Source organism: Pseudomonas baetica (assembly GCF_051216495.1).
Lineage (GTDB): Bacteria > Pseudomonadota > Gammaproteobacteria > Pseudomonadales > Pseudomonadaceae > Aquipseudomonas > Aquipseudomonas baetica_B.
On sequence record NZ_JBPKAM010000006.1, the window covers coordinates 44,362 to 58,712 of the forward strand.

Sequence of the window (14,351 nt, forward strand, 5' to 3'; positions counted from 1 at the left end):
TGTCCGGAATTTTTCATGGCTATCAGCAACGTTCAGTCCGCCCCTGCGTCAGCGTCCGCTTCTTCGCAAAGCAGTCCGCTGGTCATGCGCATCATCGGTGCAGTGGCGCTGGCGCATTTAATCAACGACTTGATTCAGTCGGTGCTTCCATCGATTTATCCGATGCTCAAGGCCAGCTATGGCCTGACGTTTACCCAGGTCGGCCTGATCACCTTGACCTTTCAGCTGACGGCCTCGTTGCTGCAACCATGGGTCGGTTATCACACTGACCGGCATCCGAAACCGTGGCTGTTGCCGACGGGTACGGTCTGCACTTTGATCGGGATTGTAATGATGTCGGTAGTCGGCAGTTTTCCGCTCATTCTCCTGGCGGCAGCACTGATCGGCATCGGTTCATCGACCTTCCACCCGGAGGCTTCCCGCATCGCGCGGTTGGCCTCGGGCGGGCGTTTCGGGCTGGCGCAGTCGACCTTCCAGGTCGGCGGTAATGCGGGCTCGGCGTTGGGGCCGTTGCTGGCAGCGGCGATCATCATTCCCTTTGGTCAAGGGCATGTGGCCTGGTTCGGGCTGTTTGCTGTTTTTGCATTGTTTGTGCTCTATCGAATCAGCCGCTGGTACGCCAACCACTTGAACCTGTTCAAGCTCAAGCAAGGCCAGGCTGCGACGCATGGCTTGTCCAGGAGGCGGGTGATCAGTGCGCTGGTGGTGCTTGGGCTGCTGGTGTTTTCCAAGTACTTCTACATGGCCAGCCTCACCAGTTACTTCACCTTTTACCTGATCGAGAAATTCGACCTGTCGGTGGCCAGTTCACAGTTGCATCTATTCCTGTTCCTTGGGGCGGTAGCGGCGGGGACCTTCTTTGGCGGACCGATTGGCGACAGGATCGGGCGTAAGGCGGTGATCTGGTTCTCGATCCTCGGCGTCGCTCCGTTCACCCTGATCCTGCCGCACGTGGACCTGTTCTGGACAAGCGTTCTCAGCGTTGTGATCGGCTTCATTCTGGCCTCGGCGTTCTCGGCCATCGTGGTGTATGCCCAGGAGCTGGTGCCGGGCAATGTCGGGATGATCGCCGGGGTGTTCTTCGGCCTGATGTTCGGCTTCGGCGGGATCGGGGCTGCACTGCTGGGGCATTTGGCCGATATTCACGGCATCGAGTACGTTTACTTTCTGTGTTCGTTCCTGCCGTTGCTGGGGGTGTTGGCGATCTTTTTGCCGCGAACCAAAAAGGCGTAATGGGCTCCTACAGGAATTTCAGGCACAAAAAAGCCGCGTATCAAACGCGGCTTTTTCTTGGGACGGTGATTTATACGTTGAAGCGGAAGTGCATCACGTCGCCGTCTTTTACGATGTAGTCCTTGCCTTCCAGGCGCCATTTACCGGCTTCCTTGGCACCGGCTTCACCTTTGAACTGGATGAAGTCGTTGTAGGCGATTACTTCGGCACGGATGAAGCCTTTTTCGAAGTCGGTGTGAATCACGCCAGCGGCTTGTGGTGCGGTGGCACCGACGCGGACGGTCCAGGCGCGGACTTCTTCGACACCGGCAGTGAAGTAGGTCTGCAAGTGCAGCATTTCGTAGCCGGCGCGAATCACGCGGTTCAGGCCAGGCTCTTCGAGGCCCAGGGCTTCGAGGAACATGTCTTTCTCTTCGCCGTCATCGAGCTCGGCGATTTCCGCTTCGATCTTGTTGCAGACCGGTACAACCACTGCGCCTTCTTCTTCAGCGATGGCCAGGACCACGTCAAGGTGCGGGTTGTTTTCGAAGCCGTCTTCCGCCACGTTGGCGATGTACATGACCGGCTTGGTGGTCAGCAGGTGGAAGCCCTTGATCACCAGTTTGTCTTCGGTGCTCATGTTCTTCATCAGGCTGCGCGCCGGCTTGCCTTCGGTGAAGTGAGCGATCAATTGCTCCAGCAGGCCTTTCTGGACCACGGCATCCTTGTCACCGCCCTTGGCATTGCGCGCGACTTTCTGCAGTTGCTTTTCGCAGCTGTCGAGGTCGGCGAAGATCAGCTCCAGATCGATGATTTCGATGTCGCGTTTCGGGTCGACACTGTTGGAGACGTGAATCACATTCTCGTCTTCGAAGCAGCGGACCACGTGGGCGATGGCATCGGTTTCGCGGATGTTGGCCAGAAACTTGTTGCCCAGGCCTTCACCTTTCGACGCACCGGCAACCAGACCGGCGATGTCGACGAATTCCATGGTGGTCGGCAGGATGCGCTTTGGATTGACGATGGCTGCCAGGGCATCCAGGCGCGAATCCGGCATCGGCACGATACCGCTGTTGGGTTCGATGGTGCAGAAGGGGAAGTTCTCGGCCGCGATACCGGATTTGGTCAGGGCGTTGAACAGGGTGGACTTGCCGACGTTAGGCAGGCCGACGATGCCGCAATTGAATCCCATGGTGTTTCCCCTCGGGTAAGAGTCAGGCCTTCTGGCTGTGCAGGTTTTTCATCGCGCGGTTCCATTCACCGGCGAGGATATCCGGCAGCACGCCGAGGGCAAAATCGATGCTGGCATCGAGTTTTTCCTGTTCGGCGCGTGGCGCACGACCCAGGACGAAGTTTGAAACCATACTGGCAACGCCCGGGTGGCCAATGCCAAGCCGCAAGCGGTGAAAGGTATTCTGATTGCCCAGTTGCGCAATGATGTCGCGCAACCCGTTGTGACCGCCATGGCCGCCGCCCACTTTGAGTTTGGCAACGCCCGGAGGCAGGTCGAGTTCGTCGTGTGCCACCAGGATTTCTTCGGGCTTGATGCGGAAGAAACCGGCAAGTGCCGCTACGGCCTGGCCGCTGCGGTTCATGTAGGTGGTGGGAATCAGCAGACGAACATCCTGACCCTGATGCGAAAAGCGCCCGGTCAGGCCGAAATATTTGCGGTCAGCCACAAGATTGACGCCTTGGGCGTTCGCGATGCGCTCAACAAAAAGGGCCCCTGCGTTATGCCGGGTCTGTTCGTATTCAGCGCCTGGATTTCCCAGGCCAACGATCAGTTTGATGGCAGTCACGATAGGGGCCCTTCCTTGAAGTGGTGGATAACTTCGCTGCAAACAGTGCGAGCGGCGAAAGTGGACGAAAATTGCTCATTTACCATGAATGTAAACTCCGCGTTCCCGCCCGCTTTCTCGCTACGTTCCAGTCCGCGATGTTTCCGTCACTCCGGCGTACAGAGTGAAATTACTCTGCAGCGCCTTCTGCAGCTTCTGGAGCAACACGTGGAGCGTGGACGTTGGCAACAGCCTTGTCATCACCGTGTGCCAGAGCAACGAACTCAACGCCTTTAGGGGCTTTGAGGTCGGACAGGTGAATGATCGAACCGATTTCAGCGTTAGCCAGGTCGACTTCGATGAACTCAGGCAGGTCCTTGGCTTCGCAGGAAACTTCGATCTCGCCAACTACGTGCGAAATCTCGCCGCCTTTCTTGACCGGAGCTTCTTCGTTGATGAAGTGCACTGGAACGATAGCGGTCAGTTTCTGGCCAGCAACAACGCGCACGAAGTCAGCGTGCATGATGAATTGCTTGGCTGGGTGACGCTGCATGGCTTTAACAACGACGTTCTGCTTGGTGCCGTCGACGTTCAGCTCGATAACGTGGCTGAAAGCTGCTTCGTTTTCGAACAGCTTGGCGATTTCCTTGGCCAGGATGGTCACGGATTCAGCAGGCTTGTTGCCGCCGTATACAACGGCAGGGATGTTCAGAGCGTGACGCAGGCGGCGGCTCGCACCTTTCCCCAGGTCAGTACGCGCTTGAGCGTTCAGAGTAAATTCAGTCATTTTGTATCTCCAAAATAGCCATCACCGGCAGGCGTTTGCGACCAGCGCCAGACACGGTATGGGCAAAAAAGCACCGCCCCGGCAGGAATGCCGGGGCGGGGCGCTTTTCGTCAACGAGATGTTCGAGAAGGGCAGGGCCCTTAGCGGAACATCGCGCTGATCGATTCTTCATTGCTGATGCGGCGGACCGCCTCGGCAACGACCGGTGCGATATCCAGTTGACGGATACGCGCACAGGCTTGTGCAGCAGCGGACAGCGGGATGGTGTTGGTCACCACCAGCTCGTCCAGCACGGAATTTTCGATGTTCTCGATCGCCCGACCCGACAGCACCGGGTGCGTGCAGTAGGCGAAAACCTTGGCAGCGCCATGCTCTTTCAAGGCCTTGGCCGCGTGGCACAGGGTGCCGGCGGTATCGACCATGTCATCGACCAGGATGCAGGTACGCCCTTCGACATCACCGATGATATGCATCACTTCAGAGTGATTGGCTTTCTCACGGCGTTTGTCGATGATCCCGAGATCCACGCCCAGGGATTTGGCAACGGCACGTGCACGCACGACGCCGCCAATGTCCGGGGACACGATCATCAGGTTTTCGAAGCGCTGATCTTCGATGTCATCCACCAGAACCGGGGAGCCGTAGATGTTATCTACCGGAATATCGAAGAAACCCTGAATCTGGTCAGCATGCAGATCAACCGTGAGAACACGGTCGATGCCGACTACGGTAAGCATGTCAGCAACGACTTTCGCGCTGATAGCCACACGTGCGGAACGCGGACGGCGATCCTGACGGGCATAACCAAAGTAAGGAATAACAGCAGTGATACGAGTAGCCGAGGAGCGGCGGAAGGCATCAGCCATCACTACCAGTTCCATCAGGTTATCGTTGGTCGGAGCGCAAGTCGGCTGAATAATGAAGACGTCTTTACCGCGGACGTTTTCATTGATCTCGGCTGTAATTTCGCCGTCGGAAAATTTACCGACAGAAATGTCACCGAGAGGGATATGCAGCTGACGTACGACACGCCGAGCCAGATCGGGGTTAGCGTTCCCCGTAAAGACCATCATCTTGGACACGCGCAGTACCTGAAGGCTGAGGGTATACCTGGATGAGTATAGGAAAATGGCAGGGGCGGCTGGATTCGAACCAACGCATGGCAGGATCAAAACCTGCTGCCTTACCGCTTGGCGACGCCCCTGTATCTGTTGCAACGAGTACCGAGTACTCGATTCCTTTAGAGCAGACTTTGTAGCTTGCGATGCAACATCGAAATGTTACTTCCTTTTGCTACAAACCCTGTAAGGGTCTCTGTAAGAAGGGCCGAGACTTTATCAGCTTCAGCTTTGCTTGGGAAGCCCCCAAACACACAACTTCCAGTTCCGGTGAGTTTTGCTTCGGTAAATTTACCTAGCAAATTCAAGGCGTTACGTACCTCTGGATAACGTCTTGTTACCACCGGTAAGCAGTCGTTTCGACTGTTTCCCTTGGGAACGGGGCGCACTTTAATGGGCGGCGTGTTACGTGTCAACAACGGATCAGAAAAAATTTCTGCCGTACTTACAGAGACTTGCGGCACCAGCACGACATACCAGGGTTCCTCGGGGTCAACCGGCGTCAGTTTCTCTCCCACGCCCTCGGCAAAAGCCGCGTGACCACGCACGAAAACCGGGACATCGGCGCCGAGCGTCAGGCCCAGCGTGGCCAGTTGATTTTCGTCCCAGCCCAGTTGCCAGAGATGGTTCAGGCCGAGCAGCGTCGTTGCCGCATTAGAACTTCCGCCACCGATCCCGCCGCCCATGGGCAGGATTTTTTCGATCCAGATATCGATGCCGAGCGAACAGCCGGATTGCTCCTGAAGTTTTTTCGCGGCTTTCACGATCAGATTGCTGTCGTGGGGGACGCCTTCGAATTCGGTATGCAACTGAATGACACCGTCTTCGCGCACGGCAAAAGTGATTTCGTCACCGTAATCCAGAAACTGAAACAGCGTTTGCAGTTCGTGGTAGCCGTCTTCGCGGCGACCAAGAATGTGCAACATCAAATTGAGCTTGGCCGGGGAGGGCAGGGTCAGTCGATTGGCTGTCATGTCAGCTTCCCAGTTTGCGTGGTTGCCAAGCCTTGATTACCAGGGTGACATCAAGGTCGGTGCCGTGGAGTTTGATCCGCTCGGGCAACCAGTAACCGTTTTGCTCTGTATAGGCGGTGTATTCGACCTGCCAGCCGTCCTGTTCCAGATTGGCCAGGCGGCTGTCGCCATCCAGGGTCAGGTTGCTTTTGCTGTCTGGAGCCGGGAGCCCGCGGACCCACCAGGCCAGGTTGGAGACGGGGAGCTTCCAGCCCAGTTGCTCTTCAAGCAACGCATCCGGGGTCGATGCTTCGTAGCGGCCTTGGTTGGCGACCTCAAGGGAGACTTTGCCGGGGCGTCCGGTCAGGCGTGCGGCGCCACGACCCAAAGGGCCTGATAGGCGAATGTCGTAGTAATCCTGGCGCTGCAGCCAGAACAGTGTGCCACTGCCCGAATCCTTCGGCGCACGAATGCCGATCTTGCCGTCGATCTGCCAGCCGTCAAGGTTGGTCAGTTGTTGTTTGTGCTCACGCCATTGGCTGGCGTTGCCGTGCCCGCCAACCGATTCACGGGCACCCATGCCGGCGCAGCCGGCAAGCAGGGCGATGAAGCTGAAAACGATGATGTGGCGCAAAAACATAATCTTAAAGAGTCTCTGATCCGGTCAGGCGCTTGATGGTGCTGCGCAGGGTAGGGCTGTCGGGTTGTTCCTTGAGGAACTTGCCCCAGATTTGTCTGGCTTCGCTCTGCTTGCCATTAGCCCACAGGACTTCGCCCAGGTGGGCGGCGACTTCCTGGTCGGGGAAGCGCTCCAGTGCCTTGCGCAGCAGGCGCTCCGCTTCGTCCAGATTGCCAAGACGGAAATTCACCCAGCCGAGGCTGTCGAGTACCGCCGGGTCTTCCGGGTTGATCTGGTGGGCTTGTTCGATCAGGGCTTTGGCTTCGGCATAACGCGTCGTTCGGTCGGACAGGGTGTAACCGAGGGCGTTTAGCGCCATAGCGTTGTCCGGGTCGCGCTTGATGATCAGTCGCAGGTCTTTTTCCATCTGCGCCAGATCATTGCGTTTTTCTGCTTGCATCGCTCGGGTGTAAAGCAGGTTTGGATCGTCCGGGTACTTCTGCAGTGCCTGATGCAGGACGTTCCAGGCCTTGTCGCCCTGATTGTTGGCGGACAGGGTTTCGGCTTCGATCAGGTACAGCTGGATCGCGTAGTCCGGCTGTTCGTCACGCTCGGCCGCGAGCTTGCTCTGGGCTTCGGCGGTCTTGCCGTTGTTCATCAGGATATCGGCCTGACGCAATTGGGCTGGCAGATAGTCGTTGCCCGGACCGACCTGGCCGTATTCGATCAAAGCACCTTGAGGATCGTTGCGCTCTTCGGCGATACGCCCAAGGTTCAGGTGCGCGGAGTCAACATGGCTTTCACGGGCGATGAGGTCTTCGAGATAGCCTTTGGCCTCGTCCCAGGCCTTGGCTTCCAGGCAGACCAGTGCCAGGGAGTAACGCAGTTCGTCGTCTTCCGGGTATTGCTGAACCAGGCTCGAGAATTCGGCTTTGGCGTCGTCCATGCGGTCCTGTTCGACCAGCATGCGGGCATAGGTCAGGCGCAGGCGCTTGTCGTCCGGGTATTTCTTGATGCTTTTTTGCAACAACGGCAAGGCTTCATCGCCGCGATCGAGGGTTTGCAGCAGGCGTGCGCGCAGCAGGATCGGAGCGATTTCGCCGTCGTCCGGCGGATTGTTTTCCAGAAGGGTCAGCGCGCCTCGGGAATCACCGTCCTGTTGCAGCAGCAAGGCCTTGCCGAAAATCAGCTGGCCGTTGTTCGGGTGGCGCTGTAGCAAACGGTCGAAACTCTTCATCAGACCATTGCGTGTGTCCTGGTCGGTGTCGGCCGCGGACAGGGCGAGAAAGTCGAAGTGGGTGTCGCCTTTGCCTTGCAGGACTTTTTCCATATAGGCCATGGAGTCGTCGTAGCGGCCTGCGCGCGCCAACTGGACCGCTGCCGCCCGCTGCGCCTCAAGGTCGTCCGGGGCGTTTTTTGCCCAAATCAGTGCGGTGTCCAGGGCGGCCTGATCGGCGCCCAGGTATTCGGCAATGCGAAATGCCCGCTCGGAAATGCCTGGATCCTGAGTGTTGATGGCCTGGGTTACATAGTTGTCCAGGGCAATGTCGAAACGATTGCGCTGGCCAGCCAGTTCGGCGCTCAGCAGGCTGAAGACCGTGTCTTCGCTGAATGAGCTGTAAACCTTGGGTTTTTCAGGCGCCGGAGTGCTGTCCTCGGCCGGCGGCGTACCGTCCGACGATACGGGTGCCAAGGCCTGGCAGCCGCTAAGGAAGACAAAAGCGAGAAGCAACGCGGAAGATCTATTCATATAGGAAGAGGACGACTAACCTGCGGTCGGATCATCATGACACAAGCCTTGGGTCAAACATAACCGGCCCGCCAATTTACCCGCTCGGCCTATATCTGTCGCGCTTTAACGAGAACGGATCTCAGTAGGCGGTGATGCCTACCAGAGCGATAGATATCGAATAGTTGTCCTGAATCTGACGAAGTAGGACAATTGCCGGCTTCACGTCACCATCAGCGACTTTGAATGGCCTTCCTTGCACTCGGTATTAACCACAAGACTGCTTCTGTAGACGTCCGCGAGCGCGTGGCCTTTACCCCTGAGCAGCTGGTTGAGGCCCTGCAGCAGCTCTGCCGACTGACCGACAGCCGCGAAGCTGCGATCCTCTCCACCTGCAATCGCAGTGAACTCTATATAGAACAGGATCACCTGTCGGCCGATATCGTGCTGCGCTGGCTGGCCGAATATCATCAACTGAGCCTCGAAGAGCTGCGCGCGAGCAGTTATGTGCACGAAGATGATGCGGCAGTTCGTCACATGATGCGCGTCGCTTCCGGGCTCGACTCGCTGGTGCTGGGCGAACCGCAGATTCTCGGCCAGATGAAATCGGCCTACGCCGTGGCCCGCGAAGCGGGCACCATCGGTCCGTTGCTCGGACGGTTGTTCCAGGCCACGTTCAATGCGGCCAAGCAAGTCCGTACCGACACCGCTATCGGCGAGAACCCGGTGTCCGTGGCGTTTGCCGCAGTCAGCCTGGCGAAACAGATTTTCAGCGACCTGCAACGCAGCCAGGCCTTGCTGATCGGCGCCGGCGAGACCATTACCCTGGTCGCCCGCCATCTGCATGATCTTGGGGTCAAGCGTATCGTGGTGGCGAACCGTACGCTGGAGCGGGCGAGCACCCTGGCGGAGCAGTTCGGCGCCCACGCTGTGTTGCTCTCGGACATCCCGACCGAACTGGTGCGCAGCGATATCGTCATCAGTTCCACGGCCAGCCAGTTGCCGATCCTCGGCAAGGGCGCCGTGGAAAGTGCCTTGAAACTGCGCAAGCACAAACCGATTTTCATGGTGGATATTGCCGTTCCTCGCGATATCGAACCTGAAGTTGGCGAGCTGGACGACGTTTACCTCTATAGCGTCGACGATCTCCACGAGGTGGTGGCCGAGAATCTGAAGAGCCGTCAAGGCGCGGCGCAGGCCGCGGAAGAGATGGTCTCGATCGGTGCCGAGGATTTCATGGTCCGCCTGCGCGAATTGGCGGCGGTGGACGTGCTCAAGGCCTATCGTCAACAGAGCGAACGCCTGCGCGACGAAGAATTGCAAAAGGCCCAGCGCCTGTTGGCCAACGGTGGCAGCGCCGAAGAGGTACTGGTGCAACTGGCCCGTGGCCTGACCAACAAGTTGTTGCACGCACCGAGCGTGCAGTTGAAAAAGCTCTCTGCCGAAGGTCGCCTCGATGCGCTGGCGATGGCCCAGGAACTCTTTGCCCTCAATGAGGGTTCATCGGAAAGCTTTTCGGATAAAAAACCGCAATGAAAGCGTCACTGCTCAATAAACTGGATGTCCTCCAGGACCGTTTCGAGGAATTGACCGCCTTGCTTGGCGATGGCGAGATCATTTCCGATCAGAACAAATTCCGCACCTATTCCAAGGAATACGCGGAAGTTGAACCGATTGTCGATGCCTATAAACAGTTGCTCAAAGTGCAGGACGATCTCGAAAGTGCACAGGCACTGCTCAAGGACAGCGACCCTGACATGCGTGAAATGGCCGTGGAAGAAGTCCGCGAGGCCAAGGAGCGCCTGGTCGAACTGGAAGCCAGTCTGCAGCGCATGTTGTTGCCCAAGGATCCGAACGATGGGCGCAACGTGTTTCTCGAAATCCGTGCCGGCACCGGTGGTGACGAGGCGGCGATTTTCTCCGGTGACCTGTTCCGTATGTACTCTCGCTACGCCGAGCGTCGCGGCTGGCGCGTGGAAATTCTCTCGGAAAACGAGGGCGAACACGGTGGCTATAAAGAAGTCATCGCCCGGGTCGAGGGCGAAAACGTCTACGGCAAGCTGAAGTTCGAATCCGGCGCCCATCGCGTGCAACGGGTCCCGGCGACAGAGTCCCAAGGGCGCATCCACACTTCGGCCTGCACCGTGGCGGTATTGCCCGAACCGGACGAACAGGAAGCGATCGAGATCAACCCGGCAGACCTGCGGATCGATACCTATCGCTCCTCCGGCGCCGGCGGTCAGCACGTCAACAAGACCGACTCGGCGATCCGTATTACCCACTTGCCGTCTGGCATCGTCGTCGAGTGTCAGGAAGAACGTTCGCAGCACAAGAACCGCGCTCGGGCGATGGCTTGGTTGTCGGCCAAGCTCAATGATCAGCAGACCAGTGCGGCTGCGAATGCCATCGCCAGCGAGCGCAAATTGCTGGTGGGCTCCGGAGACCGTTCCGAACGCATCCGTACTTACAACTTTGCCCAGGGTCGAGTCACCGACCACCGGGTCAACCTGACGCTGTACTCCCTCGACGAAATCCTCGCCGGGGGCGTCGAAGCGGTGATCGAGCCGCTGCTGGCCGAGTACCAGGCGGATCAATTGGCAGCGATAGGTGAGTAAATGACGATCATCGCCAGTTTGTTGCGCGCCGCCGATTTGCCTGATTCGCCCACGGCGCGTCTGGATGCCGAATTGTTGCTGGCGGCGGCGTTGGGCAAGTCCCGCAGCTTTCTGCACACCTGGCCGGAGCGCATCGTCCCGAGCGAAGCGGCATTGACCTTTGCCGAGTACCTGCAACGTCGACGTGGCGGTGAGCCGGTGGCTTACATTCTTGGCCAGCAAGGCTTCTGGAAGCTCGATCTGGAGGTGGCGCCGCACACGCTGATCCCGCGTCCAGACACCGAGTTGCTGGTGGAGGCCGCACTCGAATTGTTGCCAGCCACAGCTGCAAAGGTACTGGACCTCGGTACCGGTAGCGGGGCCATCGCACTGGCCCTGGCCAGCGAGCGTCCGGCATGGAAGGTCACCGCCGTAGACCGCGTGCTGGAGGCCGTGGCCCTGGCCGAGCGCAATCGCCAGCGCTTGCACCTGAACAACGCCACGGTGCTCAACAGTCATTGGTTCAGCGCTCTGCAAGGTCAGCGTTTTCAATTGATCATCAGCAATCCGCCCTACATCGCTGCGGCCGATCCGCATCTGGTGGAAGGCGATGTGCGCTTTGAGCCGGCCAGTGCGTTGGTGGCCGGTGTCGACGGGCTCGACGATCTGCGCTTGATCGTCGCCCAGGCACCGGATCACCTGGAAGCCGGTGGTTGGCTGATGCTCGAACATGGTTACGATCAAGCCGAGGCTGTACGCGATCTGCTGCTGACCCGTGGTTTTGAGGAAGTCCACAGCCGCACCGATCTGGGCGGTCATCAACGCATCAGTCTGGGGCGCCTGCCGTGCTGAATGATCAGGAATTGCTGCGTTACAGCCGGCAGATTCTGCTGGCGCACATCGACATCGATGGTCAGTTGCGACTCAAGGGCAGCCGCGTTCTGATCGTCGGCCTTGGCGGTCTTGGTGCACCGGTAGCCCTGTACCTCGCCGCCGCGGGTATTGGTGAATTGCATCTGGCGGACTTTGACACGGTCGATTTGACCAATCTGCAGCGCCAGATCATCCACGACACTGACAGCGTCGGCATGAGCAAGGTCGATTCGGCGATCAAGCGCCTGACGGCCATCAATCCTGAGGTTCAACTGGTTGCCCATCGCGCGGCACTGGATGAAGACTCCCTGGCAGCTGTCGTGGCCGGGGTGGATCTGGTCCTCGATTGTTCCGACAATTTTTCTACCCGTGAAGCCGTCAACGCGGCTTGCGTGGCCGCGGCCAAACCGCTGGTCAGTGGCGCGGCGATTCGTCTGGAAGGGCAGTTGTCGGTGTTCGACCCGCGCCGCGCGGAAAGTCCGTGCTACCACTGTTTGTATGGGCACGGCAGCGAAGCCGAATTGACCTGCAGCGAAGCCGGCGTGGTGGGCCCGCTGGTGGGGCTGGTCGGCAGCCTGCAAGCCCTTGAAGCGCTGAAATTGCTGGCGGGTTTTGGCGAACCGCTGGTAGGGCGCCTGTTGTTGATCGATGCGCTGGGGTCGCGTTTCCGTGAGTTGCGGGTCAAGCGTGATCCGGGCTGCAGCGTCTGTGGGGCCAAGCATGCGTGAAGCGCCAATTGGCGTGTTCGACTCCGGAGTCGGCGGGCTTTCGGTACTGGCCGAGATCCAGCGTTTGTTGCCCAACGAATCTCTTTTGTACGTCGCCGATTGCGGGAATATTCCTTACGGCGAGAAAACCCCGGAATTTATTCAGCAACGTTGCAGCGTCATGGCTGATTTCTTTCAGCGGCAGTGCGCCAAGGCCTTGGTGTTGGCCTGCAACACCGCAACGGTCGCCGGCGTAGCGGACCTGCGACGCGATTACCCCGAGTGGCCTATCGTCGGCATGGAGCCCGCGGTCAAACCTGCTGCCGCCGCTACACGTAGTGGTGTAGTCGGAGTGCTGGCCACGACAGGTACGTTGCAGAGCGCGAAGTTCGCGGCGTTGCTCGATCGCTTCGCTACCGATGTACGGGTGATCACCCAACCTTGCCCAGGGTTGGTGGAACTGATCGAGAAGGGTGATCTGCACAGTCCCGCCTTGCGCCAGTTACTTGAAGATTATGTTCGACCGCTTCTTGGCGCGGGTGCGGATACCATCATTCTCGGCTGTACGCATTACCCCTTCCTCAAGCCGTTGCTCAAGCAGATGATCCCCGACGACATCAGCCTGATCGATACTGGCGCTGCGGTCGCACGGCAGGTTAAACGCTTGCTGGCCGAGCGTGAACTGCTCGCGCACGGGCCAAGCCGTGCCGCGCAGTTCTGGACCAGTGCAGATCCAGACCATTTCAGAAATATATTGCCGACGCTATGGAATACCGCTGGTGTTGTGCGAAGCTTTCAAGGGTAAGCAAGTCCGGGGGGAATCAATAAAAGGATGAACTTCTGATAAACCGTCGACTTCTATAGCGTTGTGCGTCAAACGATAAAAAAACCAAACGAAATCGTGCGGAAAAGGATGTTTCTATGAAGCGACTATTTTGCTTGGCCGCGATTGCGGCCGCATTGATGGGGCACAGTTTTACCGCGCAGGCGGCAGGTGTGGAATTCGCGGTCGGACAGACCGGCGAGTCGACCATGACTTACCGCTTGGGCATGCAATTCGATTGGGACAAGAGCTGGTTGCAGAGTGACGTGGGGCGATTGACCGGTTATTGGAGTGGTGCTTACACCTATTGGGACGGCGACAAAACCTCCAGCAATCACAGCCTGTCATTTTCCCCCGTGCTTGTTTACGAGTTTGCTGGCCAGAACGTCAAACCGTACGTTGAACTGGGGGTGGGGTTGGCGTTGTTCGCTGACACCGAAGTCGAAAACAACAACCTGGGCAGTGCGTTTCAGTTCGAGGACCGTTTCGGTTTCGGTCTGCGCTTTGCGGGCGGGCATGAAGTGGGGGTGCGGGCCACACACTACTCCAACGCGGGGATTACCAGCCCGAACGATGGTGTAGAAAGTTACGCATTGCACTACACGATGCCGTTGTAACCAAGCGAAGCTCTTAATGTGGGAAAAAAGGGGATCCGAAGGTCCCCGATATTCATGTGGGAGCGAGCCTGCTCGCGAATACGGAATGACAGACAGCATTGATGTTGACTGGCACTCTCTCTTCGCGAGCAGGCTCGCTCCCACGCAGGTATCCGGTTGACTTGGGGTCAGCGATACGCCGTCAAAATCCCCTGGCGCTCATCGATGCACTCCGGTGCGCCCGTCTCGAACTCCCGGCAGATCAATGGGCGTTTTTCGTAGATGGTGCACATCATCGTGTCGCGATCCAGCGCGGCGCACCAGCCGTCATCCAGGCGCAGCATGACTTCTCCACCCCAATCATCTGTATCGATATACCGCTCGGGCACGCCTGTGTCGGTGATCAGCATGACTTCGAGCTGGCAGCAGCAGGCAGCACAGGTCGAGCACGTGACAACCGTCTCGGTGATTTGCAGGTGGGGAATGGTTTTCATGGCGCGCAGTGTAAGGCAGGCGCTCGATGGTGTGGGAAAGCACTGACGGACGCTCCGTGCCATCCGCC

Annotated in this window: 15 protein-coding genes and 1 tRNA gene; 7 read left to right on the forward strand and 9 right to left on the reverse strand. The window is 58.4% G+C overall.

The features are described 5' to 3' along the window. Window positions 1-15 precede the first annotated feature (15 nt). Window positions 16-1,233 carry an MFS transporter gene (locus tag ACSFE6_RS04360; RefSeq protein ID WP_435426432.1) on the forward strand — a complete coding sequence of 406 codons (1,218 nt, stop codon included), beginning with the start codon at window positions 16-18 and terminating at the stop codon, window positions 1,231-1,233. Window positions 1,234-1,303: 70 nt separating this feature from the next. Here ACSFE6_RS04360 and ychF read toward each other — a convergent pair whose 3' ends face one another. The 8 genes from ychF to ACSFE6_RS04400 all read right to left on the reverse strand — a co-directional run bounded on the left by ychF (window position 1,304) and on the right by ACSFE6_RS04400 (window position 8,217). Next, window positions 1,304-2,404: a redox-regulated ATPase YchF gene (ychF, locus tag ACSFE6_RS04365; RefSeq protein WP_435426433.1), complete on the reverse strand. Its 1,101-nt coding sequence runs from the start codon at window positions 2,402-2,404 to the stop codon at window positions 1,304-1,306. Between the two features lie 22 nt (window positions 2,405-2,426). Further along, the gene (pth, locus tag ACSFE6_RS04370; RefSeq protein ID WP_020799735.1) at window positions 2,427-3,011 is read right to left on the reverse strand and encodes an aminoacyl-tRNA hydrolase; all 585 of its coding nucleotides are present in this window, start codon (window positions 3,009-3,011) and stop codon (window positions 2,427-2,429) included. Window positions 3,012-3,180: 169 nt separating this feature from the next. Next, on the reverse strand, window positions 3,181-3,777 hold the full coding sequence (locus ACSFE6_RS04375; protein WP_435426434.1) for a 50S ribosomal protein L25/general stress protein Ctc: 597 nt from the start codon (window positions 3,775-3,777) through the stop codon (window positions 3,181-3,183). Window positions 3,778-3,917: 140 nt separating this feature from the next. Further along, a complete protein-coding gene (locus ACSFE6_RS04380; RefSeq protein ID WP_003171603.1) occupies window positions 3,918-4,859 on the reverse strand; it encodes a ribose-phosphate pyrophosphokinase in 942 nt (313 codons plus the stop codon). 47 nt (window positions 4,860-4,906) lie between these two features. Next, window positions 4,907-4,981 (reverse strand) — tRNA-Gln (locus ACSFE6_RS04385). A gap of 36 nt (window positions 4,982-5,017) precedes the next feature. Continuing rightward, window positions 5,018-5,869 (reverse strand): 4-(cytidine 5'-diphospho)-2-C-methyl-D-erythritol kinase, encoded by an 852-nt coding sequence (gene ispE / locus ACSFE6_RS04390; RefSeq protein WP_435426435.1) that lies wholly within the window; start codon window positions 5,867-5,869, stop codon window positions 5,018-5,020. 1 nt (window position 5,870) lies between these two features. After that, the gene (gene lolB / locus ACSFE6_RS04395) at window positions 5,871-6,488 is read right to left on the reverse strand and encodes a lipoprotein insertase outer membrane protein LolB (RefSeq protein WP_435426436.1); all 618 of its coding nucleotides are present in this window, start codon (window positions 6,486-6,488) and stop codon (window positions 5,871-5,873) included. Between the two features lie 4 nt (window positions 6,489-6,492). After that, window positions 6,493-8,217, reverse strand: coding sequence for a tetratricopeptide repeat protein (locus tag ACSFE6_RS04400; protein WP_435426437.1), 1,725 nt, complete (start codon window positions 8,215-8,217; stop codon window positions 6,493-6,495). A 225-nt stretch (window positions 8,218-8,442) separates the two neighbouring features. Between ACSFE6_RS04400 and hemA the strand changes: the two genes are divergently transcribed. The 6 genes from hemA (at window position 8,443) to ACSFE6_RS04430 (ending at window position 13,810) form a co-directional block, all read left to right on the forward strand. Next, entirely contained in the window at window positions 8,443-9,732 is a 1,290-nt protein-coding gene (gene hemA / locus ACSFE6_RS04405) for a glutamyl-tRNA reductase (protein ID WP_435426438.1), read from the forward strand. Then, on the forward strand, window positions 9,729-10,811 hold the full coding sequence (prfA, locus tag ACSFE6_RS04410) for a peptide chain release factor 1 (protein ID WP_435426439.1): 1,083 nt from the start codon (window positions 9,729-9,731) through the stop codon (window positions 10,809-10,811). The genes hemA and prfA overlap by 4 nt, the downstream gene beginning before the upstream one ends. Further along, window positions 10,812-11,642, forward strand: a complete 831-nt coding sequence (gene prmC / locus ACSFE6_RS04415; RefSeq protein WP_435426440.1) for a peptide chain release factor N(5)-glutamine methyltransferase — start codon at window positions 10,812-10,814, stop codon at window positions 11,640-11,642. It begins immediately after the preceding gene. Then, on the forward strand, window positions 11,636-12,391 hold the full coding sequence (locus ACSFE6_RS04420) for a molybdopterin-synthase adenylyltransferase MoeB (RefSeq protein ID WP_435426441.1): 756 nt from the start codon (window positions 11,636-11,638) through the stop codon (window positions 12,389-12,391). Before prmC ends, ACSFE6_RS04420 begins: the two co-directional genes overlap by 7 nt. Then, window positions 12,384-13,175 (forward strand): glutamate racemase, encoded by a 792-nt coding sequence (gene murI / locus ACSFE6_RS04425; protein WP_435426442.1) that lies wholly within the window; start codon window positions 12,384-12,386, stop codon window positions 13,173-13,175. Before ACSFE6_RS04420 ends, murI begins: the two co-directional genes overlap by 8 nt. 116 nt (window positions 13,176-13,291) lie before the next feature. Beyond that, window positions 13,292-13,810: an acyloxyacyl hydrolase gene (locus ACSFE6_RS04430; RefSeq protein ID WP_435426443.1), complete on the forward strand. Its 519-nt coding sequence runs from the start codon at window positions 13,292-13,294 to the stop codon at window positions 13,808-13,810. Window positions 13,811-13,977: 167 nt separating this feature from the next. Here ACSFE6_RS04430 and ACSFE6_RS04435 read toward each other — a convergent pair whose 3' ends face one another. Then, window positions 13,978-14,283 (reverse strand): YkgJ family cysteine cluster protein, encoded by a 306-nt coding sequence (locus ACSFE6_RS04435; RefSeq protein WP_435426444.1) that lies wholly within the window; start codon window positions 14,281-14,283, stop codon window positions 13,978-13,980. Between the last annotated feature and the right edge of the window lie 68 nt (window positions 14,284-14,351).

Excerpts from the sequence above, each read along its gene's own strand:
- ACSFE6_RS04400 (WP_435426437.1), bottom strand. The coding sequence starts at position 8,217 with ATGAATAGATCTTCCGCGTTGCTTCTCGCTTTTGTCTTCCTTAGCGGC.
- prfA (WP_435426439.1), top strand. The coding sequence starts at position 9,729 with ATGAAAGCGTCACTGCTCAATAAACTGGATGTCCTCCAGGACCGTTTC.
- ACSFE6_RS04430 (WP_435426443.1), top strand. The coding sequence starts at position 13,292 with ATGAAGCGACTATTTTGCTTGGCCGCGATTGCGGCCGCATTGATGGGG.
- ACSFE6_RS04375 (WP_435426434.1), bottom strand. The coding sequence starts at position 3,777 with ATGACTGAATTTACTCTGAACGCTCAAGCGCGTACTGACCTGGGGAAA.
- lolB (WP_435426436.1), bottom strand. The coding sequence starts at position 6,488 with ATGTTTTTGCGCCACATCATCGTTTTCAGCTTCATCGCCCTGCTTGCC.
- prmC (WP_435426440.1), top strand. The coding sequence starts at position 10,812 with ATGACGATCATCGCCAGTTTGTTGCGCGCCGCCGATTTGCCTGATTCG.
- murI (WP_435426442.1), top strand. The coding sequence starts at position 12,384 with ATGCGTGAAGCGCCAATTGGCGTGTTCGACTCCGGAGTCGGCGGGCTT.
- ACSFE6_RS04360 (WP_435426432.1), top strand. The coding sequence starts at position 16 with ATGGCTATCAGCAACGTTCAGTCCGCCCCTGCGTCAGCGTCCGCTTCT.
- ispE (WP_435426435.1), bottom strand. The coding sequence starts at position 5,869 with ATGACAGCCAATCGACTGACCCTGCCCTCCCCGGCCAAGCTCAATTTG.
- hemA (WP_435426438.1), top strand. The coding sequence starts at position 8,443 with ATGGCCTTCCTTGCACTCGGTATTAACCACAAGACTGCTTCTGTAGAC.
- ychF (WP_435426433.1), bottom strand. The coding sequence starts at position 2,404 with ATGGGATTCAATTGCGGCATCGTCGGCCTGCCTAACGTCGGCAAGTCC.
- ACSFE6_RS04435 (WP_435426444.1), bottom strand. The coding sequence starts at position 14,283 with ATGAAAACCATTCCCCACCTGCAAATCACCGAGACGGTTGTCACGTGC.